Below are 15,756 nucleotides of genomic sequence, written 5' to 3'. Positions count from 1 at the left end.
CGGAAAGTCAATCTCTTATCTGGCCCAGGTCGCTGCGCGGCAGCCGCGCGGGCCGGAGCGACCTGGCGGTGGCCGCCGGCGTCAATGTCCTGCTCCCCTCGCCGCTACGAACCGGCGGGCCCGGTGCGGCACAACGTCGGCGCAGGCACGGACAACAACCATGATCAACCGGGAACAACAAGAAGCCCCAGACTCTCGGCGGTTGCCGTGAGCTGGGGCTATGGCTCCTGCGTGAGCAGGTCTGCCATGGAGCATGGTGGACGATACTGGGATTGAACCAGTGACCCCTTCCGTGTCAGGGAAGTGCTCTCCCGCTGAGCTAATCGTCCTGGGAGGTGGAGACGGGATTTGAACCCGTGTAGACGGCTTTGCAGGCCGTTGCCTCGCCTCTCGGCCACTCCACCGAGCCGGAAGCTCCGAGCGGAAGACGGGATTCGAACCCGCGACCCTCACCTTGGCAAGGTGATGCTCTACCACTGAGCCACTTCCGCGTTGTCTCCGCTGGTGTGCGGCGACGAGAGAACTCTAGCGAATCCTGGCCGAGTCCCCAAACCGGAGGGTTCCCACCTGTTCGGCGTACCAGCTGATCCCGGACACGTGCTCGGCGATCTCGCGCAGGGTCCAGTTGGGGGAGCGCGGTAGATCCCAGGCGTCCGGGGCGGTGGTGTAGCGGTTCACGTAGGACTGGCCCAGGCGGGTCCAGCGGGAGCGGGCCTCCGCCAGGTCCAGCTCCGTGAAGCGGGCCCAGTCGGCTTCCAGCGTCACCATCCGGCCGTGCCAGTGGTCGTCCTGCGGGGTGGCGCCGGCCAGGAGCGCCTCGACTTCGGCCAGGTGGTCGATGAGGTGGTCCTGGATGCGGCGTACGGCTTTCGCCGGGGTCCACAGGTTGGCCCCGTCGGTCACGATGGGGGTGCCGTCCCAGGCGAGCCAGGTCTCGGCGATGGTGAGGCACCGGTCGACGGCTTCGGCGACAAGGAGCGCGGGATTGGTGGCGTTGTCTGTCATGGGTCGATCGTGGTCGTGGAATGGTTGGGGCAGCGTCTAAGCGTGGTGGCGACTGGAGGGCGCTGCGGCGGCACAGGGGCCGGGCCGTGGGGCTCGCCGTCGTGCCGAGCGTCTCGAGGGCCGGGTCAGCCGATGGTGTGGCCGCCGTTGACGGTGATGCGTTCTCCCGTGACGAACGCCGCCGCCTCCGAAGCCAGGAAGGACACCGCGCCCGCCACGTCGTCAGGCGTGCCCATCCGGCCGAGTGGGATATGCGCCCGGTACGTCGCCAGCTCTTCAGCGCCGATCTCGGCGTGCCGTTCGACGGGGATGAAGCCGGGCGCGACGAGGTTCACCGTGACGCCGTACGGTCCCAGCTCGCGTGCCCATGCCCGGGTGAGCTCGTGCTGGGCGGCCTTTGCGGCGATGTACGCGGACATGCCGGGCAGGGCGCGGTCCACGATGTCCGAGCCGATCTGGATCACGCGGCCCCGGCCCCGTGCCTTCATGCCCGGCAGGGCCGCCTGGATGAGGAGCGTGGGGCTCTTCACGAAGAAGCGGAGCTGGTCCAGGTGCGTCTGCCAGGTGAGATCCTCGAACGCGACCTTCGGCTGGGGGCCGGTCGCGTTCAGGACCAGCACCTCCACGGGGCCCAGCCGGTCGGTGACCTGGGCGACCAGGTCGGCCGTCGCGGCCTCGTCGGTGACGTCCCCCGCGAACGCCTCGGCCGATCCACCGGCGGCGCGGATGTCGGCGGCCACCCGGCGGGCGTTCTCGTGTTCGGAGTTGTAGTTGACGGCCACGGTGTGGCCGTCGGCGCCTAACCTGCGGGCGATCACGGCGCCCAGACCGCGGGACGCTCCAGTGACGAGCGCGATGCCGGCTCCCACTGCCGAGGCGTCGGCTACTCCTGCCGAGACGCCGGTATCTGCTGTCGACGGGACTGCCAACGGGACCCCCTGGTTAGGCTCACCCGCAGCCTAACCGGGCGCCGGGTGCGGCCGAAGGGGGCGATGCTTCGACGGCCGGCGAAATGTCCGTGGGTTAACGTCAAGTATGGCCGCCGAATACATCGCCCAAGACTCCGACATCGCGCCCGTCGCGGCGCTCATAGCCGACCCCACCAGGGCGGCCATTCTCACCGCGCTGCTGGGCGGTCGCGCGCTGGCCGCCGGGGAGCTCGCCAGGCTCTCCGGCGTGAGCGCCGCCACCGCGAGCGCGCACCTGTCCCGCCTGCTCGACGGGCGGCTCGTCGACGTCGTACGGCAAGGCCGCCACCGCTACTACCGCCTGGCCGGCCACGAGGTCGCCGAGGTGTTGGAGGTGCTCGCCAGGGTGAGCACCCGGCCGCCCATCCGGTCTCTGCGCCAGTCGCGTCAGGCCAGGCAGCTGGAGGAGGCGCGTACGTGCTACGACCACCTGGCCGGGCGGGCCGGTGTGGCGCTGTTCGACCAGCTGGTCCAGGGCGGTTTCCTGGTGAACCAGGAGGTCACGGACAAGGGGGAGCGGCTGCTGGCGGGGCTCGGGGTGGACATGGCGGGGGTACGGAAGACCAGGCGGCGGTTCGCCCCGGAATGCCTGGACTGGACCGAGCGCCGGGCCCACCTCGGCGGGGCTCTCGGCGCGGCGGTGACCGGGGCGCTGCTCGAGCGCGGCTGGTACCGGCACGGCACCGTTCCACGGGCCGTGGTGCTGACCGATGAGGGGAGAGAAGGGCTGGTCGCCCTGTTCTCCGGTGGCGAGGTCAGGGAAGGGCTGGCCAACCGGTTCTCCGGTGATGAGGCCAGGGACGGGCGGGCCGCCCGGTTCTCCAGTGGCGAGGGCGGGGAGGGGCAGGCCGCTGCGTTCGCCGGTAAGGAGCTAACATCACATACGCCGGTTACCTAAGCGGGAGAGTCATCATGCGCGACAACGGAGTCGTGAACGTCGGTCCAGAGCCCCTCACCTTCGACGACGTCATCCGGGTGGCCCGTCACGGCGCCCCCGTACAGCTCACCGACGACGCCATCGCCGCGATCTCCGCGGCCCGGCAGCTGGTCGACGAGCTGGCCGAGAGCCCGGTGCCCGCCTATGGGATCTCGACCGGGTTCGGGGCCCTGGCCACGCGGCACATCGACCCGGCTCTGCGCGCCCAGCTCCAGCGCTCGCTGGTCCGCAGCCACGCCGCGGGCAACGGTCCCGAGGTCGAGACCGAGGTGGTGCGCGCGCTCATGCTGCTGCGCCTGCACACCCTGGCCACCGGTCACACCGGCATCCGGCCGACCACCGCGAAGACGCTGGCCGCGCTCATCAGCGCGGGCATCACGCCGGTCGTGCACGAATACGGCAGCCTCGGCTGCTCGGGCGATCTGGCGCCGCTGGCGCACGTGGCGCTCACGCTGATGGGCGAGGGCGTCGTACGGGATGGGTCCGGAAATATCACCGCAGCGGAAGAGGCGCTCAAGCAGGCGGGCATCGAGCCCGTCGAGCTGGCCGCCAAGGAGGGCCTCGCGCTCATCAACGGCACGGACGGCATGCTCGGCATGCTCATCCTGGCCATCGACGACCTGACCATGCTCGTCAGGACCGCCGACGTGAGCGCCGCGATGAGTGTCGAGGGGTTGCTGGGCACCGACCGCGTCTTCGCTCCCGAACTGCAGGCGCTCCGGCCGCAGCCCGGCCAGGCCCTCTCCGCCGCCAATATGACGAAAATTCTGGATCAATCCGGCATCATGGCGAGCCACCGCGACCCGACCGCCTGCACCCGCGTCCAGGACGCCTACTCCCTGCGCTGCGCCCCCCAGGTGGCCGGAGCCGCCCGCGACACGATCGCCCACGCCGCGAACGTCGCCACCTGGGAACTGGCCAGCGCCGTGGACAACCCCGCCGTGCTCTCCGACGGCCGCGTCGAGTCCAACGGCAACTTCCACGGCGCCCCCGTCGCCTACGTACTGGACTTCCTGGCCATCGTCGCCGCCGACCTGGCCTCGATGTCCGAACGCCGCACCGACCGCTTCCTGGACGTGGCGCGCAACCACGGCCTGCCGGCGTTCCTGGCCGACGACCCCGGCGTGGACTCCGGCCACATGATCGCCCAGTACACCCAGGCGGCCATCGTCTCCGAGCTCAAGCGGCTCGCCGCGCCCGCCAGCGTGGACTCCATCCCCAGCTCCGCCATGCAGGAGGACCACGTCTCGATGGGCTGGTCGGCGGCCCGCAAGCTGCGCAAGTCGGTCGACGGCCTCACCCGGGTGCTGGCCGTCGAGGTACTCACCGCCGCCCGCGCCCTCGACCTGCGCGCCCCGCTGGAGCCGGCGCCCGCCACCGGCGCGGTGGTCAAGGCGCTGCGCGAGACCGTCCCGGGGCCCGGCCCCGACCGCTTCCTGGCGCCGGAGATCGAGTACGCCGTCCGCCTGGTCGCCGACGGCGGCGTGGTCGCCGCCGCCGAGTCCGTCACGGGCCGCCTAGCGTAATTTATCGCCGTATTTCGGGTCTCGCGCTGCTACGGCAGCGCGACGATCGCGTCCATCTCCAGCAGCAGCCCCGGCATGAACAGCTTCGACACCTCCACCGTCGTGCTCGCGGGCGGCGTCCCCGGGAAGTACTTGCGCCGCACCTGCCCGTACGCCACCCGATCGTCCATGTTCGTCAGGTACGTCCGGAGGAACGCCACGTCCTCGAACCCCGCCCCCTGATCGGCGAGAATCCGTCCCAGACACTGGAACACGTGCTCCGCCTGAGCCGCCATGTCCCCCTCCCCGACGAGCCGCCCGTTCGAGTCGAAGGCCGCCTGCCCCGAGACGTACAGCATGTCGCCCACCCGTACGGCATGGGAGTAGAAGCCGTTCGTGGCCGGCACGGTCGAGGGGTTGATCGGCACGGCCCGGTGCGCGGGCCGCCCGCCTACGTGGGCGGCGATGGCCGTCACGTCGTGGTCGCCGAGCCCGGCCGCCTCGGCCTCCTGCAGGCGTGCGCGGGCCGCGCTGGCCAGGGTGGCGCCCGGCCAGGCGGCCAGCGTCAGGTCCTTGGCCGCCAGGCCGAGCGCGTAGCGGGTCTCGGGGGCGGGCGTGCGCAGGCGTTCGGCCAGGACGCCCAGCGGGGTGGCCGACAGCACCTCGGCCAGGGCGTCGCGGTCCACCCCGTGCGCCTCCCCGTACGCGTAGGTCTCCGCCAGCAGCACCTGGGCCGGCACGAGGGCGCTCATGACGGCGAGCTTCATCGCCGCGCCCGCCCCCGGCGGCCCGCACTCGCGCACCGTGCCGAACACCGCCAGCACGTCGCGCACGCCCGCCAGATCACCGCCCGCCAGCACGGTCAGCGTGCCGTCGGCCGCGGGAGCGACGCTGCCCAGGACGGGCGCGTCCACCAGCTTCACGGAGGCGGGCAGCAGCGCGCGCAGCTCCCGCACCGCCTCCGGGCCGATCGTGGACATCTCCACCACCGTCGCGCCGGGCCGCAGCCCCGGCAGCGCGGCCGTCAGCACCTCGCGCACGGCGGCCGGGTCACGCAGCATCGTGATGACCAGCTCCGCCCCGTCGACCGCCTCGGCGACCGGGACACCGGTCCCGCGCCGCCATGTCGTCACCTGATGCCCGGCCTCGCTGAGCCGCCGGGCCATGGGGACGCCCATGCGTCCCTGTCCGAGAAATGCAATCACGTTCCCTAGTTAACTGACATGCGAGGCATTCCACCACCGACTAGATTGCATGTCAGCCATGACAGACACGAATGCCTTCGACACCGTCGCGCTCCGCCTCTTCGACGAGGTGGCCAAGAGCGGCTCGTTCACCGCCGCCGCCGAGCTGCTCGGATACACCCAGTCGGCCGTCTCGCGGCGGATCGCCGCCCTTGAGCGGGCCACCGGCGGGCCGCTGTTCGAGCGGCTGGCCAGGGGCGTACGCCTGACGCCGGCGGGAGTGGCGCTGCACCGGCACGCCGTCGCCGTGCTCGACCGGCTCGACCGCGCGTGCGAGGAGCTGACCGCGATCCACGGCGGCAGCGGCGGCACGCTGAGGGTGGGCGCGTTCGCCACGGCCAACGTCGATCTCGTGCCCGTGACGCTCAAGCGGTTCGCCGAGCGCCGGCCGGAGGTCGGGCTGCGGCTGGTCGAGGGGCTGACGACGAGGCTGATGGAGCGGCTGCAGGCGGGCGCGCTGGACGTCGCGGTGATCAGCGACTATCCCGCCGGCCTGCCCGCCGACGGCGGCCGGATCGTGCCGCTGCGCGAGGACCGGCTGCTGGTGGCGCTGCCGCGGGCGCACCGGCTGGCCGCCGAGCCCGACGTGGACCTGCGCGACCTGGCCGAGGAGACGTGGATCGAGGCGGCGCCGCGCGGACAGCCGACGCTGCTCGTCACCGCCTGCGCCGCGGCCGGGTTCACGCCGCGCAGCGGGCTGCGGGTGGCCGAATGGACCGGCAAGTTCGGCTGCGTCGCCGCCGGGCTCGGGGTGACGCTGGTGCCGGAGCTCGCGGCGCGGGCCGTACCCGCCGATCTGGTGTTGCGGCCCCTGAGGGGGTTGGTCCCGGCGCGCAAGGTGTACGCGGCCCTGCCCGAAGTGCCGCTGCCGTCCGCGCGGGAGTTCGTCCGATTGCTGGGAGAATGGCAGGTGTGTACGACGGCTTCGCCTCCGTAGGCAACCTCCTGGCCACCGGCCTGCGCGACCTGACGACCGACCTGGCCGCGCTCGACGGCGACGGCTGGTGGGCGGTGGTGGTCGACTATGAGGGCAAGGTGACGTGCGCCCGCTTCGACCACGTACGCCAGGGGCCCCTGCCCACCCCCAGGACCCCGTGGCACGGCCCCGCCCCCGACCGGTGGCACAGCTCCCTCGATCAGGCCGCCTACGAGCGCGGGGTCCAGGCCATCCGCGACTACATCGAGCGGGGCGAGGTCTACCAGGCCAACCTCTGCCGCGTCCTGACCGCGCCGCTGCCCCACGACGCCGACCCGCTGGCCCTGGCCGCCCGCCTGGCCACCGGCAATCCGGCCCCCTACGCGGCCGTCGTCCAGGTGCCCGGACTGAGCGTGGTGTCGGCCTCGCCCGAGTTGTATTTGTCGCGCGAGGGGGACCTGATCGAGTCAAGACCGATCAAGGGCACCGGCGCCACGGCGGACGACCTGCTGGAGAAGGACTACGCTGAGAATGTCATGATCGTCGACCTGGTCCGCAACGACCTCGGCCGGATCGCCGCCGTCGGCTCCGTCGAGGTGCCGTCGCTCTGCGCCGTCGAGGAGCATCCCGGGCTGGTCCACCTTGTGTCGACCGTACGGGCCAGGCTGGCGCCGGAGGCGGGCTGGCCGGAGCTGTTCGCGGCGACCTTCCCGCCCGGCTCGGTCACCGGCGCGCCCAAGTCGTCCGCGTTGCGCATCATCAATGAGCTCGAACCGGAGCCGCGCGGGCCGTACTGTGGGGCCGTGGGCTGGGTCGACGCCGACCGTCGACGGGCGGCGCTGGCTGTGGGCATCCGTACGTTCTGGATCGAAGCAGGCGAGATCCGCTTCGGCACGGGCGCGGGCATAACCTGGGGCAGCGATCCCCGGCGTGAATGGCTCGAGACCGAGCTGAAGGCGTCCAGGCTCATCGCACTGGCATCCTCAGGAGGAAATAGATGACCATCCCTGTCTGGGTCAACGGGGAACTGATCGACCCCGCGCAGGCGACCGTCTCGGTGTTCGACCATGGGCTGATGGTCGGCGACGGAGTCTTCGAGACCATCAAGATCGTGCACGGCGAGGCGTTCGCGCTCACCAGGCACCTCGACCGGCTCGCGCTGTCGGCTCAGCGCATGGACCTGCCCGAGCCCGACCTCGGGGCCATCGAGGACGGCGTCGGCAAGTGCCTGGCCGCCGCCCCCGACTGGCCGCTCGGCCGCATCCGCGTCACCTACACCAGCGGCCCGGGCCCCCTCGGCTCCGACCGCGGCGACCAGGGCACCACCTCGATCGTGATCGTCGACGAGCAGAAGCCGTTCCCCGGCACCGCCAACGTCACCGTCGTCCCCTGGCCGCGCAACGAGAACGGCGCCCTGGCCGGCGTCAAGAGCACCTCCTACGGCGACAACGCCAAGGCCCTGGCCCACGCCAAGGCGCGCGGCGGCGGCGAGGCCATCTTCGGCAACCTGGCCGGCAACCTGTGCGAGGGCACCGGCTCCAACATCTTCATCGTCCGCGACGGGCGGCTGCTCACCCCGACCCTCGAGTCCGGCTGCCTGGCCGGCGTCACCAGGGCGCTGGTGCTCCAATGGTGCGGCGGCGAGGAGGCCGACGTACCGCTGTCCGCCCTCTACACCGCCGAGGAGGCGTTCCTGACCTCCACCACCCGCGACATCCAGCCGATCAGGCTCGTCGACGAGACCGAGCTGCCGGTGGCCCCGGGGCCGATCACCGCGAAGGCGATGCGGATCTTCGCCGAGCACGCCGCCGCCGACCTCAACCCCTGAGCGGATGGCCGTCGATACACCCCGGCCGGGCGACCCGCTGCGGCTCGGCGGCTATCTGATCGTGGGCCGGCTCGGGCAGGGCGGGCAGGGCGTGGTCTACCTGGCCGAGAAGCCGGGTGGCGAGCGAGTGGCGATCAAGGTGATGGCGGGCGGCGTGGCGGGCGGCGTCGATCGCACGGCGCAGCGGGAGCTCGCCGCCGCCAGGCAGGTCGCCGAGTTCTGCACGGCCCGGGTGATCACCGCCGACCTCGACCACGACCCGCCCTACGTCGTGAGCGAGTACATCGACGGCCCCTCCCTGGAGGAGGTCGCGCCCCTGCGCGGCACGCCCCTCACCCGCCTGGCCATCGGCACGGTCACCGCGCTGACGGCCATCCACCGGGCGGGCGTGGTGCACCGCGACTTCAAGCCGGGCAACGTGCTGATGGCCCAGGACGGGCCGCGGGTCATCGACTTCGGCATCGCCCGGCTCGCCGGGCTCACCGCGACCAAGACCGGGCTGGCCGGGACACCGCGCTACATGGCGCCCGAGCAGTTCGGCGACGGGCCCGTCGGGGCGGCGGCCGACGTGTTCGCCTGGGGCTCCACGATGGCGTACGCGGCCACCGGGCAGGCGCCGTTCGGCGGGGACACGATCGCCGCGGTCGCCTACCGGATCCTGCAGGGCGAGCCCGACCTGGGCGATCTGGCCGAGCCGCTGCGCGGGATCGTGGCCCGCTGCCTGGCCAAGGACCCCGCGGCCCGTCCCACGGCGCGCGGCGTCCTGCTGGAGCTGCTCGGCGAGGACCGGCGCTCGGAAGAGGCCGACGTGCTCGAACAGGGCGCGCTGGCGGCGGCCGACACCTTGGTGGCCGGGCCGCCGCCGCCCATCCATCCCGGGCGGGCGCTGCTGGCGCGCAGGAAGATGCTGGCCGGGGCGGGCCTGGCGGCGACGGCGCTGCTGGTCAGCGGGGTGCTGCTCTGGGAGCGGGCGGCCGGCCGGGCACCCATCACACCGGCCGCCGCCACCGGTACACCCTCGCCTTCCACCGGCATGGCCGAGTCCATGGTCCCCCCGCCGCCGGCCAGGCGCGCGGAGCTGGTCGCGGCCGTGGAGGCGGCGACCATCGTGACGCCGCTGGCCGACTTCACCTACTCGGGCGGCCTGAGCGAGAGCGCGTACGCCGGCCAGGCCCAGGGCCGGCTCGTGTTCGGCGCGAGCGATGACACCACCACGGACTTCGACATGCGGGTCGAGTCGGTCGGCGACAGCCGGAAGGTGGTCGTCATAGAGAGCTCCGACACGCCGACCGTCTACCTGGACGGCAAGCCGGTGAAGGGCAAGGAGGCGTCGGCGGCGCTCTACTTCGCCGAGATGCTCCCCGTGACCGCGGGCATCGGCGCCCTGCTCGACGTGATCAGCCTGACGCCGCGGATCAGCGCGGAGGGGCGGTCCTACTCCGGCTCCCTGGTGACCAGCAAGGGCCCGCGGGCCCTGCAGGACAAGATCTCGGAGATCACCGGCGGGTGGACCGTCGATGACCTCGCCGACACCCAGCTCACCTGGAAGCTCACACTGGACCCGCGCGACAGGCCGGTCTTCTTCGACCTGTCCTGGCGCGCGCTCAACGAGAACATCCGGCTGGCCTCCTCCTTCGCCACCACCTACAGCAACTGGCGGGCGGGGACCATCACGGCGCCTCAGTAGGACTTCTGGGTCTGGACGTTGAAGTCGTCCATCTTGACCCGCTTGGCCGGGTCGGTCAGCGGATCCTTGATCTCGATGACGTCCAGGCCGCCCCGGATGTCACTGGAGTAGATGTAGCCGTTGTAGTAGTAGGCCGACCAGGACCCCGCGACGCCGTCGAACGGGGGCGGATCGAAGTAGCCGATCTCCTTGGCGTTGGCGGAGTCGGTGAAGTCCCAGATCGACACGCCGCCCTGATACCAGGACTGGACCATGATGTCCTTGCCCGGCACCGGGAGGAGCGAGCCGTTGTGGGCGACGCAGTTCTCGTCCTGCTCCTGCTCGCGCGGGATCTTGAAGTAGCCGCGCCGCTCCAGCTGCCCATTGGTGAGGTCGTAGATCGCGTCCGCGCCCTTGGTCCGCGGCGTGTCCCGGTCGCAGGTCGGCGCGGAGCCGCCGCCCAGCTCGTCGCTGAACACCACCTTGGTCGCGTCGTTGTTGAACGTCGCCGAATGCCAGAGCTGGAAGTTCTCCTCGTCGCGTATCCGCTGGAGCAGCTTCGGGTTGACCGGGTCGGAGATGTCGAGCAGCACGCCGTCACCGAAGCAGGCGGCCGCGGCCAGCTTCTTCTCCGGGAACGCCGTGATGTCGTGGCACCCGGCGCCCGTCTCCTCGCGGTCGGGGAAGAAGTTCGGCCTTGCCACGACCTTGGCGGCCTTGGGGTCCTTGGTGGGGATCTCCACGACCTGGAGGAGCTCGTGCGGCGGCGGGCACGTGTCCGACTCCGGCTCGGGGCCGGGCGACGACACGTACACGTACAGCGTCTCCCCGTCGGGGATCATCGTGTGCGTGTGCGAGCCGCAGTCGGTCGCGACGGCCGAGACGTACTTCGGGTTCTTCTTGTCACTGACGTCGAAGATCCGCAGCCCTTCCCAGGCCTGACTCTTCGTCGTGGAGGCGCAGCTCTCGTCGCTGCGCGGCTCGTCGATCGACAGGATCAGCAGGTCGCCGTAGATCGAGACGTCGTTCTGCTGCGCCGGGCAGGCGACCTGGCTGACGGTCTTGGGCTTGGTCGGGTCGCTGATGTCGTAGATCGAGAACCCGCCGAAGTTGCCCACGTACGCGTAGTCGCCCTGGAAGGCCAGGTCGGTGTTCCAGTCCATGGCGCCGTTGAGCGGAGCCGTGCGGGGCACGTGGGCGACCCGTTCGACGTTCGGGCTCGTCTTCGCGTCACCGGTCGGCTGGGCGGTGGTGAGGGGCTCACCCCCGTCTCCGGAGGGATCCTCCCCTCGCGGACCGGCGCTGCACGCGGCCATCAGCAGGAGTGCCGCGCACGCTGCCGCCACCCGTACCTTTCCGAAGATCACGCACTTCCCTCTCGTTCCTGGGTCACTATGGAAGCTATGTCAGAAAGGTCCCGATCGCGTGCGCTCATTCCCGCAGTCTTGGCGGCACTCGTGCTGCCCGTGCTGTCGGCGTGCGCCCAGGAGGCGGAGCAGCCGTCCGCGATCGGCACCGACGCTCCGGTGATCGTCCCACAGGGCCCGGGCAGCCCCGCCCGCACGGCCACGCCCGGCGAACGCCTCGGCCAGCCGCCGCCCGCCCCGGCCGCCGCCGACGTGCGTTTCGCCGAAGGCATGATCCCGCACCACCGGCAGGCGCTGGAGATGACCGGCCTGGTCAAGGACCGTACGACGACACCGGCCGTACGCCGCTTCGCCGAGCAGATCGCCAGTGCGCAGCGTCCCGAGATCACCGTCATGTCCTCCTGGCTCGCCTCCCTCGGCCGCCCGGTCCCCGCCGAGCACTCTCACGGCCCCGAGGGCTACGGCATGGCCACCCTGGAGGAGATGAACGCCCTGCGGGCGGCCCGCGCGGCCGCCTTCGACCGCCTGTTCCTGCAACTCATGGTCAGACACCACGGGGGCGCCCTGAAGATGGCCGGCGAAGAGCTCGCCGCCGGCACGGACCAGCCGATGAGGCGCATGGCGAGAGACGTCTACTCGGGTCAGAGCATCGAGATTACGAGAATGAAGGCGGCTCTGACCGAGATCACCCAATAATCCCAGCAAACCATCAGGAACCCGACATACCGTCTATGGTCATGTCGTCTCTGGCGCGGACCTCGGGCACGCGTTCACCGGGACCCCGACCTAATGATCAGACCCCGGGCGGCCCCGCACAAATCATGAGACCCCGGCCCAATCCCCGGACCGGGGTCAAGAATGCGCACGTAACGGCGCCCGGCCACCTCCACCGGAGGAGCGTGCCCCTGGACAGGCCCCAGCCCTGTGTGGAGGGTGGGGCCCACCGTGCTCTGCCGTAAAAGATCGAAAAGAAGTCAGCTCGGCCAGAGCATATTGGTGAGTTCGGCGTCGAGGTCCATGAAGTCGGTCTCGCGGCCGGCGGGCACCTTCTCGTAGGTGCGGTGGAGGAACTCGGTCAGCGGCGCCAGCGGCACCTCGAACAGTGCCTGGCCGAACGGCGAGGTCAAACTGATGTGCAGGGTGCGTTCGCCGTCGGCGCGTGCGGGCCATACCTGCACGTCGCCGTCGCCGACGCGTCTCACGATGCCAACTGTCAGCAACTCACGGGCAAAGATCCACTCGACCGGTTCGTCGTTCCCTACGTGGAAGGCCATGCGGATGGCGTACGGGTCGTCGGCCGTGTAACTCAGTCCGGCGAGCAGGGGGACGGTAGTACGGTCGGGGACCACAAGCCGAAGGCCAAGCTCGGCGGAGACGGTGGTGCTGTTCATCGTCAGCCAAACCTTTTCGTCGAAGGTCCCCTCTTCGGGGCTATCACTGCTCTGACGGACTTCGTCCTGAGCTATCACGCGGAACGAAGAAACCTGTAGGAAAGATTCCGCTCCTAGGCCCTTCTGTAACGCACATCACAGCTGGACATTTAGGCATCTACCTGGCTAAACGGCATCAATCGGGTCGTATTTACAAGGGTTTTGCGTGTTCGTGGAGCCTGTTCCGGGGGGCCCACCAAGAACGTTCCTTGAGAAAAGATCACGATCGGCACCTACCGGAACACGACGATGGTATGCCAACGAGCCGTCACGCCGATGGGCAACCGCACCCTTTCCCCGAATCGCCCTCCGCGCCTCCCGCCGCTTCGCCACCTGGTCCCGGAGTGCGGTATGGTTTTCCCGTCGGCGCCGCAAGGGGCCGCAGGGCGGGCGATTAGCTCAGCGGGAGAGCGCTTCGTTCACACCGAAGAGGTCACTGGTTCGATCCCAGTATCGCCCACCACGCTTGCCGCAGGCCAGAGGCTCGTTACTCGTCATGAGGAGCGGGCCTCTTCTCATGTGTGCGTCGCTGGTGCGGCCACACGGGCGCCAGATGGCGGTCGGCGATCACGGGTGGCCGGATGTGGACACCGACCCGGTCAGCCCGAGACACCCGCTGTGAGCAGAGTCCCCCTGGGATGTCGAGGCGCCCTGTGAGCTGAGACGCCCCGCCCACGCCCAAGATGGACAGGGCGTCTTCACGGCGCACCGCTACTTGGCGGCGTCGACGAGGTTGACGATGGCCACCGCGGCGCGGAAGTGCTTGTTGCGGCCGAGATCGCCGATGGTCTTGATGTTGAACGCCTTGGCCAGCGACTCGGCGTCGGCGTCGCTCACCCCGGCGAGCGCGCTCACGGGGGCGGTGGGCAGCTTCTCCAGGTCGTACTTCTCGAATGCCTTGTCGAGCAGCTTGTCGAGATTGGCGTTGATCGTCATGGCGCACCTCCGTGCGATGATCGGACAGCGGGTCACTGCATCTCCCACGGGGAGGTTTTCAGCCTTGTCGTGATCCGCCCTGGAACGACCCGGCCACCTTTCCTGGTCATGAGAGTGGCTTGCCGAATCTCTGGAACCGGTGCCGGACGACCTCCGGTCACACGGTCAGGGCTTGGCGGACATCGGGTCCGGCCCGCGCGCCGGCAAATCGTTTGAGGCGGGATGGCGCGGACGTGGATGATGGGATCATGGAGTATCGCGAGGCCGACGGCCGCGTTCCAGCCCGCCGGGAAGTCCTGGTGGAGCTGCACGGCTCGCTGGATCGTCGATACCGGCCCGAGGACGTGGCCGACCTGGTGCTGCGGGCCCTGGACGGGAGCGTGTCGCGCCGTGAGCGGGTGCTGCTGGAGCGGGCGGCCAAGCACTCGGCCCGTCGACAGGGCTGGTTCTCCTCGATGTCCGCCGACTACGCCCGGCCGGTCGGCGGTGCCCGGCAGGTCGCCGCCGCCACCCGGCTGTTCGACCGGACCGTGGAGGTCGACCCGGACGATCCGGAGTCGTTGCTCGAGTTCGCCGCGGCCATGGGACGCGACATCCGCTGGACGCCCCAGCGCACCGACTTCCTGGCCGACCGGCTCAACCGCGACGCGCGCGAGACGGCGGGCATGGAGCTGTCCAAACGGCAGTACAACCGTCGTTTCCGGATGCTGCGCCGGATCGCCGCCAAGACCGCCACGCTCGGCATCGAGCAGGACAAGCGTCGCCTGCTCATGGTGGGCGTCACCGGGTTCGGCACCGATATCCCGCTGGAGCGCTTCCTGGCCGACGCCGACGCGGCGTGCTTCGTGGCCTACTTCACAGCCCGGCGTAAGCTGCGCCGGGAGTTCAGCCTGTCGGGGCGGGAGAATCCGTTCGACGAGATCGCCGCGATGCTGCTGGAGCGGTGTACGGCCGACAGCGACTGGTGGCTGATCGCTCAGGTCCGTACCTCCCCGGACGTGCTGGAACGCCTGAGCGAGCAGGAGCGGGGCAGGCTGCTGGGCCAGTGGTCGGCGGTCATGCGCCACAGCGCCGACCTGCTGCGCGAGCGGTGGAACCCGCGCACGGACCGGACAACGATGATCGTACGGCGGGGCGACGACTCCAGCACGTGGAACAACCTCGCCACCGCCTACAACGCGGCCCGTTCCGGCTGGCTGGCGTCTCTGGCCTCGCTCGGCGCGCTCGACCTGCTGGAGGTGGCCTGCCCGGGAAAGGCGATGCGACTGATGGCCGGCGACCTGGTCGCCTGGCACAGCGGTGACGTCGACCCCAATACCGCGGTGTGGGCGGCGTTGCCGCTGCCGTGGGAGGTGCTGGACGGAAGCGCGGACTGCACGCGGACCCAGGTCGAGGCGGCGTGCCGTACGGCGAGGCTGGATCCGGAAAGATCCGGCTGGACGGGGCCCGCGCCCAGGCGCGGCGTGGCCGTCTTCCGGCCGACGCCCGAGCTGGTGCACGGGGTGAGCATCGCCGACCCGGTCTGGGCGGGGCTGCTGCGCCGTGCCGGGGTGTTCAGCGGCAAGCACGTCAAGCCGGAACTGGCCGACGACGCCACGCGCGGGCTGGCCTCCGGGGTGGTGGTCAGCGACCTGCCGATCAAGGACGCCCCATGAATCGAACCCGGTCGCCATTAATCCGTGGTGCCGGTGGAGATGATCGATTAGGTTGAGAGGCGGCCCGCTTGGTTCAGCGGTGGAACGCCTGACTCTTCGTACGGGCGGCCGCCGGTTCGAGCCTGGTCGGCGGTGCCTCGCACGATGGCATGGCCTTGCTGTAGCTCAGTGGTAGAGCGCCCGGCTCTGAGACCGGGTGGACGCCGGTTCGAGCCCGGTCGGCGAGGCCTCCATCGACCTGGCCCGTGAGGAATCGGGCAGAGCCCGCGTCGACGGAATTCCCTGAACTCCTCAAGGTC

General features: G+C 70.6%; 14 protein-coding genes and 5 tRNA genes. 10 read left to right on the top strand and 9 right to left on the bottom strand.

Annotation, left to right across the window (positions count from 1 at the left end):
• Window positions 1-254 precede the first annotated feature (254 nt).
• The 5 genes from ACIBO2_RS41260 to ACIBO2_RS41240 all read right to left on the bottom strand — a co-directional run bounded on the left by ACIBO2_RS41260 (window position 255) and on the right by ACIBO2_RS41240 (window position 1,934).
• Window positions 255-329: transfer RNA gene (locus tag ACIBO2_RS41260), tRNA-Val, on the bottom strand.
• Between the two features lie 4 nt (window positions 330-333).
• Window positions 334-404: transfer RNA gene (locus ACIBO2_RS41255), tRNA-Cys, on the bottom strand.
• A gap of 15 nt (window positions 405-419) precedes the next feature.
• A tRNA-Gly gene (locus ACIBO2_RS41250) sits at window positions 420-491 on the bottom strand.
• A gap of 34 nt (window positions 492-525) precedes the next feature.
• Window positions 526-1,005, bottom strand: coding sequence for a hypothetical protein (locus ACIBO2_RS41245; protein ID WP_397303908.1), 480 nt, complete (start codon window positions 1,003-1,005; stop codon window positions 526-528).
• A 125-nt stretch (window positions 1,006-1,130) separates the two neighbouring features.
• The gene (locus ACIBO2_RS41240) at window positions 1,131-1,934 is read right to left on the bottom strand and encodes an SDR family NAD(P)-dependent oxidoreductase (RefSeq protein WP_397303906.1); all 804 of its coding nucleotides are present in this window, start codon (window positions 1,932-1,934) and stop codon (window positions 1,131-1,133) included.
• A 106-nt stretch (window positions 1,935-2,040) separates the two neighbouring features.
• Between ACIBO2_RS41240 and ACIBO2_RS41235 the strand changes: the two genes are divergently transcribed.
• Both ACIBO2_RS41235 and hutH read left to right on the top strand, forming a co-directional pair.
• Window positions 2,041-2,871: a helix-turn-helix transcriptional regulator gene (locus tag ACIBO2_RS41235; RefSeq protein ID WP_358546060.1), complete on the top strand. Its 831-nt coding sequence runs from the start codon at window positions 2,041-2,043 to the stop codon at window positions 2,869-2,871.
• Between the two features lie 14 nt (window positions 2,872-2,885).
• On the top strand, window positions 2,886-4,436 hold the full coding sequence (gene hutH / locus ACIBO2_RS41230; protein ID WP_358546058.1) for a histidine ammonia-lyase: 1,551 nt from the start codon (window positions 2,886-2,888) through the stop codon (window positions 4,434-4,436).
• Between the two features lie 29 nt (window positions 4,437-4,465).
• On the opposite strand, the gene ACIBO2_RS41225 is transcribed toward hutH, so the two are convergent.
• Window positions 4,466-5,620: a Rid family hydrolase gene (locus ACIBO2_RS41225; protein ID WP_358546056.1), complete on the bottom strand. Its 1,155-nt coding sequence runs from the start codon at window positions 5,618-5,620 to the stop codon at window positions 4,466-4,468.
• 58 nt (window positions 5,621-5,678) lie between these two features.
• Between ACIBO2_RS41225 and ACIBO2_RS41220 the strand changes: the two genes are divergently transcribed.
• From ACIBO2_RS41220 to ACIBO2_RS41205, 4 genes are read left to right on the top strand one after another with little or no spacing between them, the layout of a single operon-like run.
• Window positions 5,679-6,596: a LysR family transcriptional regulator gene (locus ACIBO2_RS41220; protein ID WP_358546054.1), complete on the top strand. Its 918-nt coding sequence runs from the start codon at window positions 5,679-5,681 to the stop codon at window positions 6,594-6,596.
• Window positions 6,563-7,576: a chorismate-binding protein gene (locus ACIBO2_RS41215; protein ID WP_358546051.1), complete on the top strand. Its 1,014-nt coding sequence runs from the start codon at window positions 6,563-6,565 to the stop codon at window positions 7,574-7,576. The genes ACIBO2_RS41220 and ACIBO2_RS41215 overlap by 34 nt, the downstream gene beginning before the upstream one ends.
• Window positions 7,573-8,403 carry an aminotransferase class IV gene (locus ACIBO2_RS41210; protein ID WP_358546049.1) on the top strand — a complete coding sequence of 277 codons (831 nt, stop codon included), beginning with the start codon at window positions 7,573-7,575 and terminating at the stop codon, window positions 8,401-8,403. The genes ACIBO2_RS41215 and ACIBO2_RS41210 overlap by 4 nt, the downstream gene beginning before the upstream one ends.
• Before the next feature lie 4 nt (window positions 8,404-8,407).
• Window positions 8,408-10,090, top strand: a complete 1,683-nt coding sequence (locus ACIBO2_RS41205; RefSeq protein WP_397303903.1) for a serine/threonine-protein kinase — start codon at window positions 8,408-8,410, stop codon at window positions 10,088-10,090.
• On the opposite strand, the gene ACIBO2_RS41200 is transcribed toward ACIBO2_RS41205, so the two are convergent.
• Window positions 10,084-11,436 (bottom strand): hypothetical protein, encoded by a 1,353-nt coding sequence (locus tag ACIBO2_RS41200; protein WP_358546045.1) that lies wholly within the window; start codon window positions 11,434-11,436, stop codon window positions 10,084-10,086. The two genes, ACIBO2_RS41205 and ACIBO2_RS41200, sit on opposite strands and share 7 nt — an antisense overlap.
• Before the next feature lie 78 nt (window positions 11,437-11,514).
• Between ACIBO2_RS41200 and ACIBO2_RS41195 the strand changes: the two genes are divergently transcribed.
• Window positions 11,515-12,132: a DUF305 domain-containing protein gene (locus tag ACIBO2_RS41195; RefSeq protein ID WP_358546043.1), complete on the top strand. Its 618-nt coding sequence runs from the start codon at window positions 11,515-11,517 to the stop codon at window positions 12,130-12,132.
• Window positions 12,133-12,410: 278 nt separating this feature from the next.
• On the opposite strand, the gene ACIBO2_RS41190 is transcribed toward ACIBO2_RS41195, so the two are convergent.
• Complete coding sequence (locus ACIBO2_RS41190; protein WP_020547189.1) at window positions 12,411-12,827, bottom strand: SsgA family sporulation/cell division regulator; 417 nt, start codon at window positions 12,825-12,827, stop codon at window positions 12,411-12,413.
• Window positions 12,828-13,254: 427 nt separating this feature from the next.
• Between ACIBO2_RS41190 and ACIBO2_RS41185 the strand changes: the two genes are divergently transcribed.
• Window positions 13,255-13,329 (top strand) — tRNA-Val (locus ACIBO2_RS41185).
• A 248-nt stretch (window positions 13,330-13,577) separates the two neighbouring features.
• Here ACIBO2_RS41185 and ACIBO2_RS41180 read toward each other — a convergent pair.
• The gene (locus tag ACIBO2_RS41180; protein WP_358546041.1) at window positions 13,578-13,802 is read right to left on the bottom strand and encodes a hypothetical protein; all 225 of its coding nucleotides are present in this window, start codon (window positions 13,800-13,802) and stop codon (window positions 13,578-13,580) included.
• A 248-nt stretch (window positions 13,803-14,050) separates the two neighbouring features.
• On the opposite strand from ACIBO2_RS41180, the gene ACIBO2_RS41175 reads away from it, so the two are divergent.
• Window positions 14,051-15,457, top strand: a complete 1,407-nt coding sequence (locus ACIBO2_RS41175) for a hypothetical protein (RefSeq protein WP_397303901.1) — start codon at window positions 14,051-14,053, stop codon at window positions 15,455-15,457.
• Window positions 15,458-15,608: 151 nt separating this feature from the next.
• Window positions 15,609-15,690: transfer RNA gene (locus ACIBO2_RS41170), tRNA-Gln, on the top strand.
• The last annotated feature ends 66 nt before the right edge of the window (window positions 15,691-15,756 follow it).

Origin of the sequence: Nonomuraea sp. NPDC050022, from assembly GCF_044460705.1 — a bacterium.
In the GTDB taxonomy this organism is placed as follows: Bacteria; Actinomycetota; Actinomycetes; order Streptosporangiales; family Streptosporangiaceae; genus Nonomuraea.
The sequence above is the reverse complement of the archived record's forward strand: the minus strand, read 5'-3'. Positions and strand labels throughout refer to the sequence as shown.

What these genes read in the sequence shown, in the direction of transcription:
- ACIBO2_RS41245 (WP_397303908.1), bottom strand. Translation starts at nt 1,005, where the DNA reads ATGACAGACAACGCCACCAATCCCGCGCTCCTTGTCGCCGAAGCCGTC.
- ACIBO2_RS41235 (WP_358546060.1), top strand. Translation starts at nt 2,041, where the DNA reads ATGGCCGCCGAATACATCGCCCAAGACTCCGACATCGCGCCCGTCGCG.
- hutH (WP_358546058.1), top strand. Translation starts at nt 2,886, where the DNA reads ATGCGCGACAACGGAGTCGTGAACGTCGGTCCAGAGCCCCTCACCTTC.
- ACIBO2_RS41220 (WP_358546054.1), top strand. Translation starts at nt 5,679, where the DNA reads ATGACAGACACGAATGCCTTCGACACCGTCGCGCTCCGCCTCTTCGAC.
- ACIBO2_RS41215 (WP_358546051.1), top strand. Translation starts at nt 6,563, where the DNA reads ATGGCAGGTGTGTACGACGGCTTCGCCTCCGTAGGCAACCTCCTGGCC.
- ACIBO2_RS41210 (WP_358546049.1), top strand. Translation starts at nt 7,573, where the DNA reads ATGACCATCCCTGTCTGGGTCAACGGGGAACTGATCGACCCCGCGCAG.
- ACIBO2_RS41205 (WP_397303903.1), top strand. Translation starts at nt 8,408, where the DNA reads ATGGCCGTCGATACACCCCGGCCGGGCGACCCGCTGCGGCTCGGCGGC.
- ACIBO2_RS41190 (WP_020547189.1), bottom strand. Translation starts at nt 12,827, where the DNA reads ATGAACAGCACCACCGTCTCCGCCGAGCTTGGCCTTCGGCTTGTGGTC.
- ACIBO2_RS41180 (WP_358546041.1), bottom strand. Translation starts at nt 13,802, where the DNA reads ATGACGATCAACGCCAATCTCGACAAGCTGCTCGACAAGGCATTCGAG.
- ACIBO2_RS41175 (WP_397303901.1), top strand. Translation starts at nt 14,051, where the DNA reads ATGGAGTATCGCGAGGCCGACGGCCGCGTTCCAGCCCGCCGGGAAGTC.